Source organism: Alkalihalobacillus alcalophilus ATCC 27647 = CGMCC 1.3604 (genome assembly GCF_000292245.2).
Classification (GTDB): domain Bacteria; phylum Bacillota; class Bacilli; order Bacillales; family Bacillaceae_D; genus Alkalihalobacillus; species Alkalihalobacillus alcalophilus.
In genome coordinates this window covers 33,216-49,041 of the sequence record NZ_ALPT02000002.1, presented here as the reverse complement: position 1 = coordinate 49,041, position 15,826 = coordinate 33,216, and the positions used below count along the sequence as shown (strand labels likewise).

17 protein-coding genes and 1 pseudogene are annotated in these 15,826 nt (G+C 38.5%); 9 read left to right on the top strand and 9 right to left on the bottom strand.

The annotated features are described in order from the left end of the window. The first annotated feature begins 3 nt into the window (after positions 1-3). From BALCAV_RS21905 to BALCAV_RS23315, 5 genes are all read left to right on the top strand, one after another. Complete coding sequence (locus tag BALCAV_RS21905; RefSeq protein WP_136446061.1) at positions 4-171, top strand: serine protease; 168 nt, start codon at positions 4-6, stop codon at positions 169-171. A gap of 201 nt (positions 172-372) precedes the next feature. Continuing rightward, positions 373-1,422 carry a DNA cytosine methyltransferase gene (dcm, locus tag BALCAV_RS00835; protein ID WP_004428326.1) on the top strand — a complete coding sequence of 350 codons (1,050 nt, stop codon included), beginning with the start codon at positions 373-375 and terminating at the stop codon, positions 1,420-1,422. A 187-nt stretch (positions 1,423-1,609) separates the two neighbouring features. Beyond that, entirely contained in the window at positions 1,610-1,804 is a 195-nt protein-coding gene (locus tag BALCAV_RS00830) for a hypothetical protein (RefSeq protein WP_004428324.1), read from the top strand. Between the two features lie 231 nt (positions 1,805-2,035). Next, positions 2,036-2,380 (top strand): thiamine pyrophosphate-dependent enzyme, encoded by a 345-nt coding sequence (locus BALCAV_RS23000; RefSeq protein WP_004428322.1) that lies wholly within the window; start codon positions 2,036-2,038, stop codon positions 2,378-2,380. A gap of 107 nt (positions 2,381-2,487) precedes the next feature. Further along, complete coding sequence (locus BALCAV_RS23315; protein WP_081939175.1) at positions 2,488-2,622, top strand: thiamine pyrophosphate-dependent enzyme; 135 nt, start codon at positions 2,488-2,490, stop codon at positions 2,620-2,622. 425 nt (positions 2,623-3,047) lie between these two features. Here BALCAV_RS23315 and BALCAV_RS00820 read toward each other — a convergent pair whose 3' ends face one another. Continuing rightward, complete coding sequence (locus BALCAV_RS00820; protein WP_004428319.1) at positions 3,048-3,332, bottom strand: helix-turn-helix domain-containing protein; 285 nt, start codon at positions 3,330-3,332, stop codon at positions 3,048-3,050. 178 nt (positions 3,333-3,510) lie between these two features. On the opposite strand from BALCAV_RS00820, the gene BALCAV_RS00815 reads away from it, so the two are divergent. The 3 genes and pseudogenes from BALCAV_RS00815 (at position 3,511) to BALCAV_RS20995 (ending at position 5,652) form a co-directional block, all read left to right on the top strand. Beyond that, positions 3,511-4,653 carry a glycerate kinase gene (locus BALCAV_RS00815; protein ID WP_004428318.1) on the top strand — a complete coding sequence of 381 codons (1,143 nt, stop codon included), beginning with the start codon at positions 3,511-3,513 and terminating at the stop codon, positions 4,651-4,653. Positions 4,654-4,749: 96 nt separating this feature from the next. Then, positions 4,750-5,244 (top strand): annotated as a pseudogene (locus tag BALCAV_RS00810) (GntP family permease); the annotation flags it as partial. Between the two features lie 189 nt (positions 5,245-5,433). Continuing rightward, positions 5,434-5,652, top strand: a complete 219-nt coding sequence (locus BALCAV_RS20995; protein WP_052044314.1) for a DUF4183 domain-containing protein — start codon at positions 5,434-5,436, stop codon at positions 5,650-5,652. Positions 5,653-5,778: 126 nt separating this feature from the next. Here BALCAV_RS20995 and BALCAV_RS00800 read toward each other — a convergent pair whose 3' ends face one another. The 5 genes from BALCAV_RS00800 to BALCAV_RS00780 form a co-directional block, all read right to left on the bottom strand. Continuing rightward, the gene (locus BALCAV_RS00800; protein ID WP_004428312.1) at positions 5,779-6,225 is read right to left on the bottom strand and encodes a DUF4183 domain-containing protein; all 447 of its coding nucleotides are present in this window, start codon (positions 6,223-6,225) and stop codon (positions 5,779-5,781) included. 193 nt (positions 6,226-6,418) lie between these two features. Beyond that, positions 6,419-7,873, bottom strand: coding sequence for a carbon starvation CstA family protein (locus BALCAV_RS00795; RefSeq protein ID WP_004428311.1), 1,455 nt, complete (start codon positions 7,871-7,873; stop codon positions 6,419-6,421). A 526-nt stretch (positions 7,874-8,399) separates the two neighbouring features. Next, positions 8,400-9,140 carry a LytR/AlgR family response regulator transcription factor gene (locus tag BALCAV_RS00790; protein ID WP_004427432.1) on the bottom strand — a complete coding sequence of 247 codons (741 nt, stop codon included), beginning with the start codon at positions 9,138-9,140 and terminating at the stop codon, positions 8,400-8,402. Continuing rightward, positions 9,103-10,896 carry a LytS/YhcK type 5TM receptor domain-containing protein gene (locus tag BALCAV_RS00785; protein WP_004427435.1) on the bottom strand — a complete coding sequence of 598 codons (1,794 nt, stop codon included), beginning with the start codon at positions 10,894-10,896 and terminating at the stop codon, positions 9,103-9,105. The genes BALCAV_RS00790 and BALCAV_RS00785 overlap by 38 nt, the downstream gene beginning before the upstream one ends. A 181-nt stretch (positions 10,897-11,077) precedes the next feature. Continuing rightward, positions 11,078-11,689, bottom strand: a complete 612-nt coding sequence (locus BALCAV_RS00780) for a trimeric intracellular cation channel family protein (RefSeq protein WP_004427437.1) — start codon at positions 11,687-11,689, stop codon at positions 11,078-11,080. Positions 11,690-11,916: 227 nt separating this feature from the next. On the opposite strand from BALCAV_RS00780, the gene BALCAV_RS00775 reads away from it, so the two are divergent. Beyond that, the gene (locus BALCAV_RS00775) at positions 11,917-12,195 is read left to right on the top strand and encodes a hypothetical protein (RefSeq protein ID WP_152563023.1); all 279 of its coding nucleotides are present in this window, start codon (positions 11,917-11,919) and stop codon (positions 12,193-12,195) included. A gap of 11 nt (positions 12,196-12,206) precedes the next feature. On the opposite strand, the gene BALCAV_RS00770 is transcribed toward BALCAV_RS00775, so the two are convergent. From BALCAV_RS00770 to BALCAV_RS00760, 3 genes are read right to left on the bottom strand one after another with little or no spacing between them, the layout of a single operon-like run. Continuing rightward, positions 12,207-14,093, bottom strand: a complete 1,887-nt coding sequence (locus tag BALCAV_RS00770; RefSeq protein WP_004427441.1) for a PTS fructose transporter subunit IIABC — start codon at positions 14,091-14,093, stop codon at positions 12,207-12,209. Positions 14,094-14,120: 27 nt separating this feature from the next. Next, positions 14,121-15,038, bottom strand: coding sequence for a 1-phosphofructokinase (gene pfkB / locus BALCAV_RS00765; protein ID WP_004427443.1), 918 nt, complete (start codon positions 15,036-15,038; stop codon positions 14,121-14,123). Further along, on the bottom strand, positions 15,035-15,799 hold the full coding sequence (locus BALCAV_RS00760) for a DeoR/GlpR family DNA-binding transcription regulator (protein WP_004427446.1): 765 nt from the start codon (positions 15,797-15,799) through the stop codon (positions 15,035-15,037). The genes pfkB and BALCAV_RS00760 overlap by 4 nt, the downstream gene beginning before the upstream one ends. Between the last annotated feature and the right edge of the window lie 27 nt (positions 15,800-15,826).

Sequence of the window (15,826 nt, the reverse complement as noted above, 5' to 3'; positions counted from 1 at the left end):
AAAATGAAGGTGAATCAATTAAAGGCCACCATTTTAGGATACCAGTCATCGATTAAAGAACTAGAAAATTTAATTGAACAAATTCAACGAGAATGTGACCATCATTATTCGGGAGACACGTATATGGTTCAGTGTGACAAGTGTGAGAAAGTGAAAATTTTATATTATTAAAAGGGGCTAATCTAGCCTCTTTTTTATGAGTGGAAACGTGTGAAGTTTAGTGGAAAGTCATAAGCAAGAGAAAGGAGCAGCTGCCTAGGTATCTTCTTCCACATAATCAGGCAAGTTTATCAAAACGATTTAAATCAAAAGTAATTTCTTTTTATGTTAAAATGATGGGATAGAAGTTGGACGAAGGAAGAGGATTTGAAAATGATTAATGTGACTGGGTTTGCTCACTCTTTAAAAGGGATGAAATATGTCGATTTATTTGCTGGAATTGGTGGTTTTCATTTGGCGATGAAGTCTTTTGGGGCTGAATGTGTCTATGCATCTGAATGGGATAAGCATGCCCAAACGACTTATTCGGCAAACTTTGGCATCCACCCAGAAGGGGATATCACACAAATTGAGGCGAGTGAAATTCCGCAGCATGATATTTTATGTGCAGGCTTTCCGTGTCAGCCGTTTAGTATTTCCGGAAAAAGACAAGGGTTTGAAGATACGAGAGGAACACTGTTTTTTGATGTCGCAAGGATTGTGAAGCATCATCAACCGAAGCTTGTTTTTATGGAAAATGTCCGGAACTTTGCCACCCATGATCAAGGGAATACATTAAATACAGTCAGAGAAACACTTGAGCAGATCGGCTACAAATTTTGGCACCAAGTCCTTAATGCGAGTCAATTTGGTCTACCGCAAAATCGAGAAAGGATTTATATGGTGGCGATTCGAAAAGATTTACAAGTCGAGTCTTTTGCCTTTCCACCCCCCCCTAATGACCGCGTAATTCTAAGGGATTTTCTGTTACATGATGAGAAAACAGATCGTTATGTAATTAAAAGGGAGGATATGACCGTTGACTATGATAAAGTACCGGTTGAATCTTTATTAATGGATTATATTTTAAAGCCGGTTCGAGTCGGGACGATTAATAAGGGCGGACAAGGGGAGCGTATTTATAGTGAATTAGGCCATGCTGTTACTTTATCTGCACAAGGAGGCGGGCCAGGTAGCAAAACGGGTTGTTATTTGATTAACGGTCGAGTGCGCAAATTGGCTCCAAGGGAATGTGCCCGAATTCAAGGGTTCCCAGAGGATTTTAAAATTCCAGTTAGTGATGGTCAAGCATGGAAACAATTTGGAAATAGTGTTCCTATTAATGTGTTACAGTATATCATACTGGCATTGCTCGAACATAAAGCAATACATGAATTAATAGTTGGGTCTGAAACTCCCTCCCTTCAGTTATCAAGGCTTTAACATTTAGAGCCTTTTTATTTTGTAAAAATATTTATGTTTCTCAAACAGCATTTATTATTAGAAGAATGGATTAAATAAATTTGAAGCATTTATTCGTAACTCCGACAAGGATTGAACCTTTTTATGTCGAAAAGAATGTTAGAGTGGCATCTTAGTCCTTACCTCAAAAAGATGAGGGGCTGATAATATGAAAGTGGGGATAAGAAAACCTAGTTTAAAACGGAGGATTTCAGCAAGAACAAGTGTCAAACATTTTGTTGTTCATCGACCAGGTGTTCGAACACCGAAAACTTATGGGTGGATTACGAGTCCGAAAAATAGTTCTCATAAAGTTTACCAGCGTACAACATTTTTTAATGCGTTCAAAAAGATATTCAAGTAAGAAAAGGCTATGTTTTTAATTTCCATTTTTAATGAAATGGTATGGCCCTCAAAACGGTTGGGAAATGGAGCGATTCCACAAGATGTATGATTCTTGTAGGATGGCTCTTTTTTTGTATGGCATTATATGAATATAAATGTCATAAGGTCGTATAGTTAAGAAGAGAGCTTTAATTGTTATTTATGAGTTTTTTTGCTTTTAATTCGCACTATTCCCATAGGAGGTTAAGCGATGAGGATTCAATTGAAAGTGATTCAATTCTTAGATGAGAGCGGAAATCTGATGCGCGCGGCAAAAGTAGAGTTAACGGATGAACAATTGATTCGATTATATAAAAAAATGCTGCTGGCTCGTTTGTATGATGAGCGAGCTATTCGACTCCAAAGACAAGGTAGAATCGGAACTTATCCTTCTTTTGGAGGGCATGAGGCTGCACAGGTTGGCAGTGTTTTTGCTTTAAAACAAGGTGATTGGTTGTTTCCATATGGTCGGGACCTAGCTGCATGTCTGGCGTTTGGCATGGATATTAAACATGCTTTGTTGTATGCAATGGGACATAAAGAGGGAGTTTTGTAAGGGAAGGGGTTCATATTTTTCCGCTATCGATTATGATTCCACCTCAGATTCCTCAGGCAGTTGGAGTAGCATGGGCCAGTAGATTAAGCTGAAATGACCACGTTTCAATGGCAACATTTGGTGATGGGGCAACTTCAAAAGGTGATTTTCATGAGGGGGTGAATATGGCACAAGTGCTCAATACACCATCTGTTTTTTTGTGTATTAATAACCAATGGGCAATCAGTGTTCCAATCTTTTAACTTTTTTAAAGTAAACAAAAGCGTTCATTAATACTATGCGGGAATAAGTAATGAAACGCACGATTTGTAAGGATTATGGAGCGAATAAACTAGGATAGGTAATGAAATCTTTGAGTTGGAGGAATTAGAGTGCGAATAAACTAGAATAGGTAATGAAACCACTGAGTTGAGAGAATTAGAGTGCGAATAAACTAGAATAGGTAATGAAACCACTGAGTTGAGAGAATTAGAGTGCGAATAAATCAGGATAGGTAATGAAACCCGCGAGTTGAAAGAATTAGAGTACGAATAACCAGGAATAGGTAACAAAACCCACGAGCCGAAGAAATTAAGGTACGAAATAAGTTTAAATTCATCAAAAAAAAGTAAATGCGCCGCTATTGTGGCACGCATCTACTTTTTAAATTGCTCGCCCAGCCTTTTTTTTACTCGTCTAAATCCATCTCGCGTAACCAAATAGCTAATTGGAGAGGGATAACGTCACTTAATTCTTGTGGATTATAGCCGGTAATTTCTTTGACCTTTTTCAAGCGGTAAATGAGCGAATTACGATGGATAAACATTTTTTTTGCACAATCACCGATATTTAAATTACATTTCGGATTAGTAGAAGCGATTATCGTTCCTGTTTTATCCATAATATTGATATTTCGATTTAAACGAATGGTTGTTTGTTCGACAATGTCTCTCGCAATTTCTTGAGTTAACATGAAGTCCTCCTACGAAATCAAAATTTTTTAATGATTTTGATAAATATGGCTTTGTTTTGTTAAGGATAAATGAAAAATAAATAAATTCGTTTACTTTTTTTGTTTGTTTTGAACGATGATTATCATATTAACGATGTTTATAATTATGATTATAAGAAATACGTTAGGTGGGTACAAGATGAAAATTGTAATAGCACCAGACTCTTTTAAAGGAAGTCTATCAGCTGTTGAGGCAGCAAGAGCAATGGAAAAGGGTATAAAGAAAGCGTTTACTCAGGCGGAGACCGTGTTAGTTCCGGTTGCTGATGGTGGAGAAGGAACGCTGGAAAGCTTAGTTGCGGCAACAAAAGGAGAAATTGTTGAAGTCACTGTAAAAGGTCCATTATTACAACCAGTTAAAGCGGCATATGGCGTTTTAGGTGATGGAGAGACATGTGTTGTTGAAATGGCCAGTGCCTCAGGGCTAGTCTTAGTTGCAACGGAAGAAAGAGATCCGATGTTAACAACGACGTATGGTACAGGTGAATTAATTAAGGCAGCACTTGAACAAGGATATCGAAAATTTATTTTAGCGATTGGTGGAAGCGCTACCAATGATGGTGGGGCAGGGATGCTTCAAGCATTAGGAATGCGTCTATTTGACAAAGAAGGAAAGTTAATCGGGTACGGTGGAGCAGAGCTTGGACGGGTGGCAAAAATCGATGATCGAGAATTTGATCACCGGATAAAGGAATCTGAATTTTTAATTGCTTCAGATGTTCAAAATCCTCTGATTGGTATAAATGGAGCCTCTTTTGTTTTTGGCCCACAAAAAGGGGCAACTTCAAAAATGGTTGAACAATTAGATGGGTACTTAACTCGCTGGGCTGATTTGATAGAAGAAAAACAGGGTATCCGTCTTCACGATAAACCTGGGGCCGGAGCGGCAGGAGGAATTGGCGGAGCGTTTCAAGCTTTCTTTCCCTCTACAACGAGGCGTGGGATTGATATCGTAATTGAATATACGGAACTTGAGAAAAAGCTATGTGGAGCCGATTTTGTTTTAACTGGAGAAGGACAAATTGATTCACAAACCGCTTCAGGAAAGACACCAATGGGGGTTGCAGAAGCGGCACAACAACAAGGGATCCCAGTCTTTGTAATTACAGGTTCCATTGGAGCGGGGATTGAAGAGCTGTATCAATATGGAATTACGAGCATATTTAGTCTTGTAAATGCTCCAATGACGTTAGAAGAAGCAATGGAAGGTTGCGATCAGTTTTTAGAAATGACAACTGAACAGATTGCTCGCACATTTTTTGCTTCGTATGGAAATAAATAAACAACCTACTACGCCATTTAGAAGCTCAAGAAAAACCGAGCTTCGCCGCTACTAAGCAAAAGGGCTTCGCTGCATCATGAAGGGGAGGTATTATCAATGTTATTTTTAATTATTGCTTTAGGGGTATTACTAATTGTAGTAGCAACGAGTAAGTTTAAAATTCATCCGTTTCTGTCATTATTAATAGGGACATTATTTGTTGCCTTTGCTTCGGGGATGTCTTTTGATTTAATTATTGAAAGCATTAATGGTGGATTAGGTAGTCTAATGACTAGCATTGGACTTGTAATCGTTTTTGGTACGATCATTGGGGTTATTTTAGAAAAAGCAGGAGCCGCTTACAGAATGGCAGAGGTTGTGTTACGTGTAATTGGACCGAATCATCCACAGCTTGCAATGAGTATTATTGGATTTATCGTTTCGATTCCAGTCTTTTGTGACTCCGGTTTTATTATTTTAAATAGTTTAAGGAAAGCGTTAGCAAAACGAGCAAAAGTCGCAATGGCCTCAATGTCGGTCGTATTAGCAACGGGTTTGTATGCCACACACACATTAGTTCCACCAACACCAGGACCGATTGCAGCTGCTGGTTTATAGTAACGATGGTGTTGTGGTTAATATTAGTTTAATAGAGTTGAGACTGTTGGAGTTAAATCTTCCAATGGTCTTTTTTTACTTAAATATAATAGAAAAGGGTAAATAGTATCTAGAAACTGACTATACGATTGTGAATTGTGAAACATAAACTATATAAAGTATTAGGAGAAAGGAGGAATGGAAATGGCACTTCAACTTATGAAAATTAATATATCTGGTACGGTCGCTGTTGAAGTAGATCCCGTGTTGGACCAATTCTTTTATGTTACAGCGACTCCTGTTGCACCAGAAGATACTGTAACAATTGCTGCTACCGATTTTTTTGGTAATGATGGAGGGACTGTTACTGCGTTTCCTGAATTAAATGAAGGGAATAGTTATGTTGAAGTTTATATTAATTGAGTTTTACAGATTGGAGAGATTTATTCTTATACTCCAGAGGAAGATGTTGAGGAAGACCAGATCCAGGTAGTTTAACGATCACACTGCCTACAGGGGAAGAGGAAGGTATTTTAGCTGGAACGTCTATTATTGTGAGAGTGATGAATTACAGCCCGGAAGGAACGGTTGATTTTGAAACTTAATAGATAAAGGAAATCCCGATAAAAAGCAAATAAATTGCAGGATGATTAGGTTTCCTTGTAGTGGGGCATCTGTGCTTAAAAGAGTTAATTTCCCTGCTTCTACCTTATATAAAATCGGTGGTTGTAAAATTCCGTTTATAAATAAATTGACCACCATGGAATCTTTTGGAGAGATAATTTTTGAGCTCTCATATTCTGTTAATCTATCGGAATCAGTGAATGTAAACTGATTTTCTCTGGCAATCGCATAATAAATAAGATTATTTGGTTTTGTGCTCTTGGAAGGGGGCAAAGGGTGGCCGGAAATACGATATTCTAACATAATATCTTTACGAGTCCAATCATAAATTCTTTTGGCTTTTATGCTCTGCTTGTTTTTGGGTTGCTTCATAAATCAATCACCTCTTGGAACAACTTTAATGGACAAATGAACCTACATTCATCATATGCATTTGCTAAAGTGACGTGTTTCGTTTTTTTAGAAAGTATCGTCCCGTCTTAATGAGCTAGGTGAGCTTATAGAAAAAACAGCCCGGTATGCGAAAATTATTTCGTACCGAGCTGTTAGATATTAGGTTCATTTATTAAGCGACATCAGGTTTCCAATCAGAAACATCGTCTTCGATTGGGATATTGTTTTTACGGTTTCTCGCAGCAAATTTAAAGAAAAAGAATGTGATTAGTACCGTAAAGATACCACCAAAAACAAGTGAAACATTCATTGGTAAATTAAAGCCGATTGGTGCATTGGCAATATAAGTAGATGCTGTCATTGTCATAAACCATGCTGGGAATATGGCAATCCAGTAATTACGTTTGGCAATATATAAGAACATCGCTCCAATCCAAAGGGCAATAACAGCCGTCGATTGGTTAGCCCAGTTAAAGTACTGCCAAAGCATTGTAAAGTCAACAGTTGTTAAAATGATTGACGTAATAAATAATGGTGCAGCAATTAACATACGATTCATGATTTTCTTTTGAGGTACTTTAATATAATCGGCAATAATCATACGTGCACTACGGAATGCTGTATCACCAGATGTAATCGGTAATAAGATGATACCAATTACGGCAATTGTACCAAAAATAGAACCAAGTAGCATAGTCGATACTTCATTTACGATACCACCTGTACCAATTGTGTTAATCAACTCACTTAACGTAACCGGTCCATCAAAAAGACTCATGGCTGCTGCTGCCCAAATCATGGCGATAATCCCTTCAGCGATCATTGCTCCAAAGAAGATACGACGACCTTGACGTTCATTTTGGGTTGTACGCGAAATGATTGGTGATTGTGTCGCGTGGAAACCAGATAAGGCACCACAAGAAATCGTTAAGAATAATAGTGGGAAGATAGCAGCTCCCGCTGGATGTGTATTGGTAAATGATAACTCGGGAATTGGAGCACCTGTTACAACAAGAGCACCACCAACACCAACTGTACTTACTAATAAGATAGCTCCTAAATAAGGGTAAATCGTACCGATAATTTTGTTAATCGGTAAAATTGTTGCTAATAAGAAATAAATGAAGATAAGTACGACGAATACAATGACAGGGATAACACCATTCGTTAAGTCGTATAATAGGCCAGCTGGTGATGCAACGAATACTGTACCTACTAATAGTAGTAATAAAATGGAAAAGGCGTTTACGACATGCTTCATAGCTTTTCCTAAGAAACGACCCGCAAGCTCAGGTAAGTGAGCTCCACCATTACGAATTGAAATCATACCTGTTAAGTAATCGTGAACCGCCCCAGCGAAAATACAGCCTAGTACAATCCAAATGAAGGCAACCGGCCCGTATAATGCTCCCATAATCGGTCCGAAGATTGGTCCAACACCAGCGATACTAATTAATTGGATTAGTAAATTTTTGTTTTTATGCATCGGTAAGTAGTCAACACCATCACCTTTAGTATAAGCAGGTGTCACACGCTCTTGCTTTGGTTGAAAAATCTTCTCTACAATTTTTCCGTAAGTAAAATAACCTATAATTAAAAGTGCAATACTCACTAAAAAAGTAATCATATTTGTTCCTCCTAATCTTTCGTATGCGTTTTCATAGACCAAGTGTACATAAAACCTTCACATTTGTGAGCGTTTTCGTGACAAGATGCAAAATAATGAGATTAAGATGTCAATATCTTAAATTAAGATGCACAATTAAAGTTCGGCAATTAACTCGACAAGTGCCTGTGATTGTCGAAAAAGAGCCCCAATACAGCCCGAAGCTGTTGAAAAAGAGTTAGAAAAGGAATCATAGGAGGGTTCTGATTCCAAAAGCATATGAGTAAGAGCTGTAAAGGGAATCATAGGGTATTAATGAAGTCAAAGTCAAAAGTGCTGGAATCAGGGGTGCAAAGGGAATCATAGTGCCCGAATGATTCCAAAAGCAATCGAATCAGAGCCGCAAAGGGAACCATAGAGATCCAAATGAATGCTGGAGCAATTTAGTTCGACAAGTACATTGGCACTTGTCGAGTTAAGGAACAAAAAATAGCTCGAATTATGACTACAATAAAAAGTCAAAATCGAGCTATTTTAGGTTTAGTATTTATAATTCAATTTTCGCTCTTAACGGTTTTACATAATTTCGGCTGACAGGGATTTGTTCTGTTGAGCCGCTTAAATGAAGTTGATAAGCACCATTAAACCATGGGTTCATTCCCGTTATATAAGAAGTGTTGACAAGATAACTTTTATGGACGCGGAAAAAGGAAAAAGGGGTTAACCGTGCTTCTAATTCCTTTAAAGTCATTTTCGTTTCATAGGAATGATCGCTTGTTACGACTTTGGTATTTTTATCATCACGATAAACAAACTGAATTTGTTCTGGTGCGAGAAAAATAATGGAGCCTTCCGTTTCCACGGCTAATTTGCCTTGACTAATCTCTGTTGTTTCTTGCTGTCCAGTCGTGCTTAATTTTAACGTTTTGATATGTTCAATCGTTTCAGTGAGTTGTGATTCATCGATCGGTTTTAATAAATATCCTTTTGCCTGAACTTGAAAGGCTTCAACCGCAAATTGGGGATAGGCAGTCGCAAAAATCACATAAGGAGGACTTTGCATTTCTTTTAAGACAGAAGCAACCTCTGTACCAGTCATGCCAGGCATCTCGATATCAAGAAAGAGAAGTTCAGGCTGTAATTCTATGATTTTGGCAACAGCTTCGTGACCTGTCGTAGCTTGGCCGATGATTTCAATTTCTGAATAAGCTTGTAATAAAAAGATCAGTTCTTCACGGCTATACTTTTCATCATCGACGATCAGTGTTCGAATCGGTCGTTGGTTCATCGTTTGTCTCCTTTTTACTCATTTTGGGGATTGTAAAATAAATAGTTGTTCCTTCATTTATTTTTGATTTAATTCGTAAAGCTGATTCGGACCCGAATTTCATTTGTAAACGTTTGTTAATATTATAAAGACCAATTCCAGTCCCAGAAGTAGAAGGAGCCATCTTTTTTCCGAGCCAATCCATTTCTTCCGTGTCAAAACCTTGTCCGTTATCTGTGACAGAAAGCAGAACGGTCGCATTTTGCTCCTTGATCGATATCGTTAAATGACAATGGCCCTCTTTATCTTTAAAACCATGCTTCACGGCGTTTTCTACGATCGGCTGAAGTGTGAGAGGAGGAATGGCTGTATGTAAACAATGTTTATCAATGTGATAAGAAATGAAAAATCGTTCTTCAAACCTAGTTTCTTCAATTGATAAATAAGATTGAATATGTTTTAGTTCATCCTCGACGGAATGTAGGCTCGTTGTAGTTGATGACACATTTTGCCGTAAAAACTGAGATAAATTATGAAGCATTTTTCGTGCTTTATCCGGATCCATCCGTATTAATGAAATAATCGTGTTTAGTGTATTAAAAAGAAAATGTGGACTTATTTGAGCCTGGAGGGCATTAATTTCCGCTTCTTTTGCTAATTGATAAGAGCGATCCGCTTCTGCTAGTTCTAACTGACTGCTTAACAAATTCGTTAAGCCAGCTAACATTTCCGTCTCAAGTGGCGTAATTTCTTTTTCGGAGTGAAAATAAAATTTTAAGGTACCAACAACCTCATTCCGGATAGTTAAAGGGGCGATTACAGCTGCTCCTAAAGGACAATCTGGTTGATTACAATGAATACTTTTGTCGTTAGCAATCACCATTTCTTTTCGTTTTATCGCTTCCCAAGTAATTTGTGTTTGAATCGGGATGTTGGCAATATGATGATCATTTGCTAAACCAATGTGGGCAAGAATCGATTTTTGGTTAGTCATCGCTACCCCGGCGACATTTAATTCCTTGTAAAGAATGTTACAAACTTCTGAGGCTGATTCAGTATTTAATCCTCGTTTTAAAAAGGTTAAAGTTTGTTCAGCGATTCGTAAGCTTTTTTGTGCTTGTAACGCTCCCATTTTATGTTCGGCTTTTTGTACGTTTCGGATGATTAAAAGAAAGAGCATACATCCTAATCCATTGGCGACAATCATCGGTATTCCAATGGTTTGGACTAAATCGAGTGCCTGTGATGTCGGGCGAGCTAATAAAACAATCAAAATCATCTGCACGGTTTCGGCAAATGCACCAAGAAAAAAGATTATTTTCGGCTGGGAGAGTACTTTTGGATTCTTTTTTGAATAATAAGCAGATAAAGCTCCAGCTAGTATTGTTGCTACACCGCAGGCGAACCCAGTAAACCCACCGAGTAACATCCGGTGTCCACCGGCAATGAGTCCAGCTCCAATTCCCACTTTGTAACCACCGAATAACCCAGCTAAAGTGACCCCGATGACACGGAAATTAGCGATCGCCTCATCATCAGATAAGCTAATGAGGAAGCGGTTTAATTCTAATGATTCAGAACGGAAAGTGACCCCTGAATACGTGCCGATAATCCCGAAAAGGCTAAAAAATAGAATAGCTGTTATTTGCTGCTTCCCTGTAAGCTGAGACGAATAAATCATATCTTTAAAAAAGCGTAGCCTAGTGGCAATAAAGGCGAGCATAACAATCAAACCAAGTCTCTCCAACATTAAGAGCAATAATTCAAACAATTTCATCACCTATTTTTCCTTTTTCATCTTCAAAAGTATAGCAAATTAAATGATTTAACAGCAAATGCATTTATGTAAAAAAGGAATAATTATTCTCACTAGTTAGAGAGCGTTGGAAAATACTCTGCTCTAACCAAAAAATAACCCCCAGAACCGCATCATACGACTCTAAGGGTTATACTCGCTTCTATTTATAAATTTTCTGAACATCACTGTATTTAGGTAATGTCCAGTTAAATCGTACCGATAACATTCTCAAGACGACGATAATAACAAAGAGAGTGTAGAACATAAATGGTGCCGTTATGAGCCCTAAACCGATAACTAATCCAGCGAGCATCGCCCATAATGCATAAATTTCGTCTCTGAAAATAACTGGTTTTCTTCCAGCTAATACATCTCGGACCATTCCTCCACCTGAGCCGGTTAAAACCGCTGCCGTTGCAACTGCCACTAATGGTAAGCCATTTTCATTTGCAAGCATGGCTCCTTGTATTGCAAACGCTGCTAGGCCCATGGCATCAAAAATAATCACCCGTTTTAAATAATTGATCCATACGTCTTTTAATAAGAACACAATAATAATGGTGACAAGGGCTAAACTAAATAGTAGTGCCTGATCCCAAAGGAGGGAAACGGGAGCTCCTATTAACAAATTTCGAATGGCACCTCCACCAAAAGCTGTAACAAAACCTAAAACTAAAACACCGAGAATATCATATTTTTCTTCAATGGCGACGATTGCACCACTAATGGCAAAGGCAATTGTTCCAATAATATTAAGTGTTTCCCAAACCATTTTAACTTCACCTACATCAATATTAATTTTTCGGCATGTAAAGACCCTCTTTACACACACGCGATTAAAATTGTAACACTAAAGCGAGTAGATTCAAATGGTTAATTTAGCTAGAAGAATAAAGGGAGCAGGAGAGTCGGAAGTCTAAGAGCGGGATTGGTAATGAAAGTTCGGGAATGAGGAGATTAGAGTGCGAAAAAGTTGTGATAGGTAATGAAAGTTGGGGGATGTTGAGATTAGTGTGCGAAAAAGCTGTGATAGGTAATGAAAGTTGGGGGATATCAAAATTAGAGTGCGAAAAAGCTGTGATAGGTAATGAAAGTTGGGGGATATCAAAATTAGAGTGCGAAAAAGCTGTGATAGGTAATGAAATCAGTGTGATGGCGAAATTAGGGTGCAAAAAAACGATAATAAGTAATGAAACCAGCCACAAGACAAAATTAGGGATCGAAAAAAAAGGTAGATGCACGAGTAAAATAACGCACATCTACCTTTTTTCTAGTTAACTTCGATCGATTTATGAAATTGGTTTTTTTATAATGCCATAAATGACTCCGGTGATAACAGAACCAATAAGAATGGCTAAGGCATATAGTCCGATATAGGAGAAAGAGGAGCCGTTCACGAGGAACATCGTAAAGATTCCTCCGTGTGGGGCAGGTAAGGCAATTTGGAATAGGCCTGTTAACCCACCGGCAACCGCAGCACCAATTACACTAGCTGAAATGACACGGACTGGATCGGCAGCAGCAAATGGAATTGCCCCTTCTGTAATAAAGGATGCACCGAGAATGTAGTTTGTACGACCAGACTCGCGTTGTTGTTTTGTAAATTTATGTTTCCAAAAGGTTGTCGCAATCGCTATACCTAGTGGTGGAACCATTCCAGCAGCCATTACCGCAGCTTGTGGACCAAGGTTTCCAGCGTCTAACATCGCAATCCCAAAAGTATAAGCTGCTTTGTTAATCGGACCTCCCATGTCAATTGCCATCATTGCTCCAAGGACAATTCCTAAAATGACCATGTTTCCTGTTCCTAAATTACCAAGCCAGTTTTGTAAGCCTAAATTGATAGAGGCAAGGGGGGCAACTAAGAAAAACATGATGCTACCCGTGATTAAAATATTGAGTATTGGTGTAAACAGAATCGTTCTAAGTCCTTCTAATGCTTGCGGCATTTGTGATAATAATCTGCGCACGAGTAAAGCGATATAACCAGCTAAGAAACCAGCAATTAATCCACCTAAAAATCCTGCGTCATTATTGAATGCCATATAACCAGCAATTAAACCTGGAGCAAATCCTGGACGGTCAGCGATACTCATCGCAATAAAGGCAGCAAGAACTGGAATAAAGAGGGCAAAGGCATTCTCACTACCAATGGTCATAAGAAGTTCACGAATGAAATTATCCTTACCAAAGACAGTTTCAAAGACAAAACTTAAAGCAATTAAAATACCACCACCGATAACAAATGGTAACATGTTGGAAACACCGTTCATGAGATGTTTATAAATACTTGCTCCAACAGAGTTTTTATTCGCATTGGTATCAGCATTATCTGATTGATTACCACTTCCACGATAAGCTGGCTCTTCGCCAGAAAGGGCACGGTCAATGAGGAGACCTGGTTTACGAACACCATCAGCAACAGGAGCGATGACAATACGTTTGCCGTCAAAGCGATCCATATCGACTTTTGTATCAGCGGCAACAATAATTCCGTCTGCTCGTTCGATGTCTTCTGCGGTCAGTTTCCCTTTTACTCCACCAGAGCCATTTGTTTCAACTTTAATTTTATAACCGCGTTCCTGTGCTTCTTTTTTTAGGGCATCGGCGGCCATATAAGTGTGAGCAATTCCAGTAGGACAGCCTGTTACACCTAATAAAAACTTTTCAGAATCTTCGGAAACGCTTGCATTTTCTTCCTCATGTTCAATTTTTTCCTCTTCAGCCTCTTTATTATCAATTGTTGCGATAATATCTTCTAATGATTCAGCCTCTAGTAAGTTTTTACGGAAGTTTTCATCCATTAAAAAAGTAGATAATTTTGATAGAGTAGCTAAATGTTCATTATTAGCTCCTTCTGATGCCGCAATCATAAAGAATAAATGGCTTGGTTGTCCATCAAGTGCTTCAAAATCAATACCAGATGTTGAGCGACCAAACGCAATAGCTGGAGTTTTGACCGCAGCGGTTTTGGCGTGAGGGATTGCGATGCCTTCACCTAAACCTGTTGTACTTTGTTGTTCACGAGTAAGAATCGCTTCTTTATATTTTGTTCGATCGTTTAATCTTCCGGCCTCATCAAGTTTGACGATTAATTCATCTAGAACTTCTTCTTTTGAGGAGGAGGAAAGGTTAAGAATCATAGTGTCTTTTTTTAATAGATCAGAGATTTTCATTTCTTTTTCCCCTTTCGTTTTAGCTATTTATTGTTTATAAGCTGTAATTTGAATGTCAGCTAGCAAAGACTCGACTTTTGAGCGTGTAGCTAAGCCAGTTGAGAAGGCAGTCGCACTCCCTGTTGCAATCGCAAATCGAAAGGCATCCGCAAGTTCCATTCCTTCTTTCTGGGCACTTACAAAACCTGCAACCGTTGAATCACCAGCACCAATTGAATTTTTGACGATGCCATTAGGGGTATTAGCGGTTAGAATTTGTTCTTTTGTCGCCAATAATGCTCCGTCCCCAGCAAAAGTCAATAGGACGTAATCAATACCTGAATCAATTAATGATTGAACATGAGGTACGGCATGCTCAAAGGTTTGAATAGAGTCACCAACAAGTTCTGATAGTTCGTGGTGATTTGGTTTAATAAAAGTCGGTTTTGCCTGAATCGCTTCTACTAATGGTTGTCCACTCGTATCTATAAATACTTCAACCCCTCGCTTTTTCAACAAACTTGTCCAATGTTGATAGACAGTAGGAGGGAGTGAATTTGGAACACTTCCTGAAAGGATCACGGTGTCCCCATGAACCATTTTTTCAAATTTTTTCTCTAAATCTCTAACGTTATCGGAAGAGATATTGGGTGAGACACCATTTAGTTCAGATTCAACGTCACTTTTTATTTTGACGTTTATTCGAGTGTCCCCTTCGACTTGAATAAAGTCGGTTTGAATCTCTTCTTGCTGGACGGTGGATTTAATATATTCACCTGTAAAGCCACCAATAAAACCAAGGGCTACGCTTGGCTGACCCATATGTTTTAAAACACGTGAGACATTAATTCCTTTTCCACCTGGGGCTTTATGGTCAGCCTTAGAACGATTCACTTCGCTTGTTTTAAATGACTCAACGGAAACGAAATAATCGAGTGCAGGATTGAGTGTTACTGTATAAATCATATGTTTACCACCTCTAGTTTGGTCAAAGCTGTTATTTGGTCGTGAAGTAGAAAGTTTTGCTCTTGCATGTATTGGCTTGTAATAAGGATAACTTTATTTAAATCGGTAATCTTTGAAAAAGTAACATCTCCAAATTTTGTATGATCAGCTAGCACAAAAGCTTGGCGACCGCACTTAATCGCATGTGATTTAATAAAAGCTTCCTCAGGATCGGGGGTTGTACAACCATCAGCTGCTGTAATGCCATTAGTTCCTAAAAATACATGGTCAAAACGGAACATCTCCATCGTTTCAATTGCACTTCGACCAACAAATGCATGAGTCCCTTTTTTGACATAACCACCGAGTACATGAGTATGAATATCAGCATCAAGCAAGGCTGTTATATTTGTTAGCCCATTTGTGACGACTTCAATGTTTTTGCCTTTTAAAAAAGGAATCATCTCAAAGGTTGTACTCCCGGCATCTAAAAAAATACAATCTCCGTCTTGAACAAAAGTGGCTGCTTTTTTGGCGATTTCAACCTTTTCGTGACGGTTTTTGAGTGATTTTTGAGCCATTGTCGGTTCATCTCTTTTGTTTGAAGGTAATGTTGCACCACCATGTATCCGTTTAAGTTTCTTCTCTTGTTCAAGTTCGGTTAAATCACGGCGTATCGTTGATTCAGAAGCTCCCGTATCAGCGATGATCTCTTGAATTTTAACAACTTCATGTCTTTTAAGAAGGGCAAGAATTCGTTCTTTTCTCTCTAATGTCAACATGAGTATTCACCTCTTCTGCCTTTATAA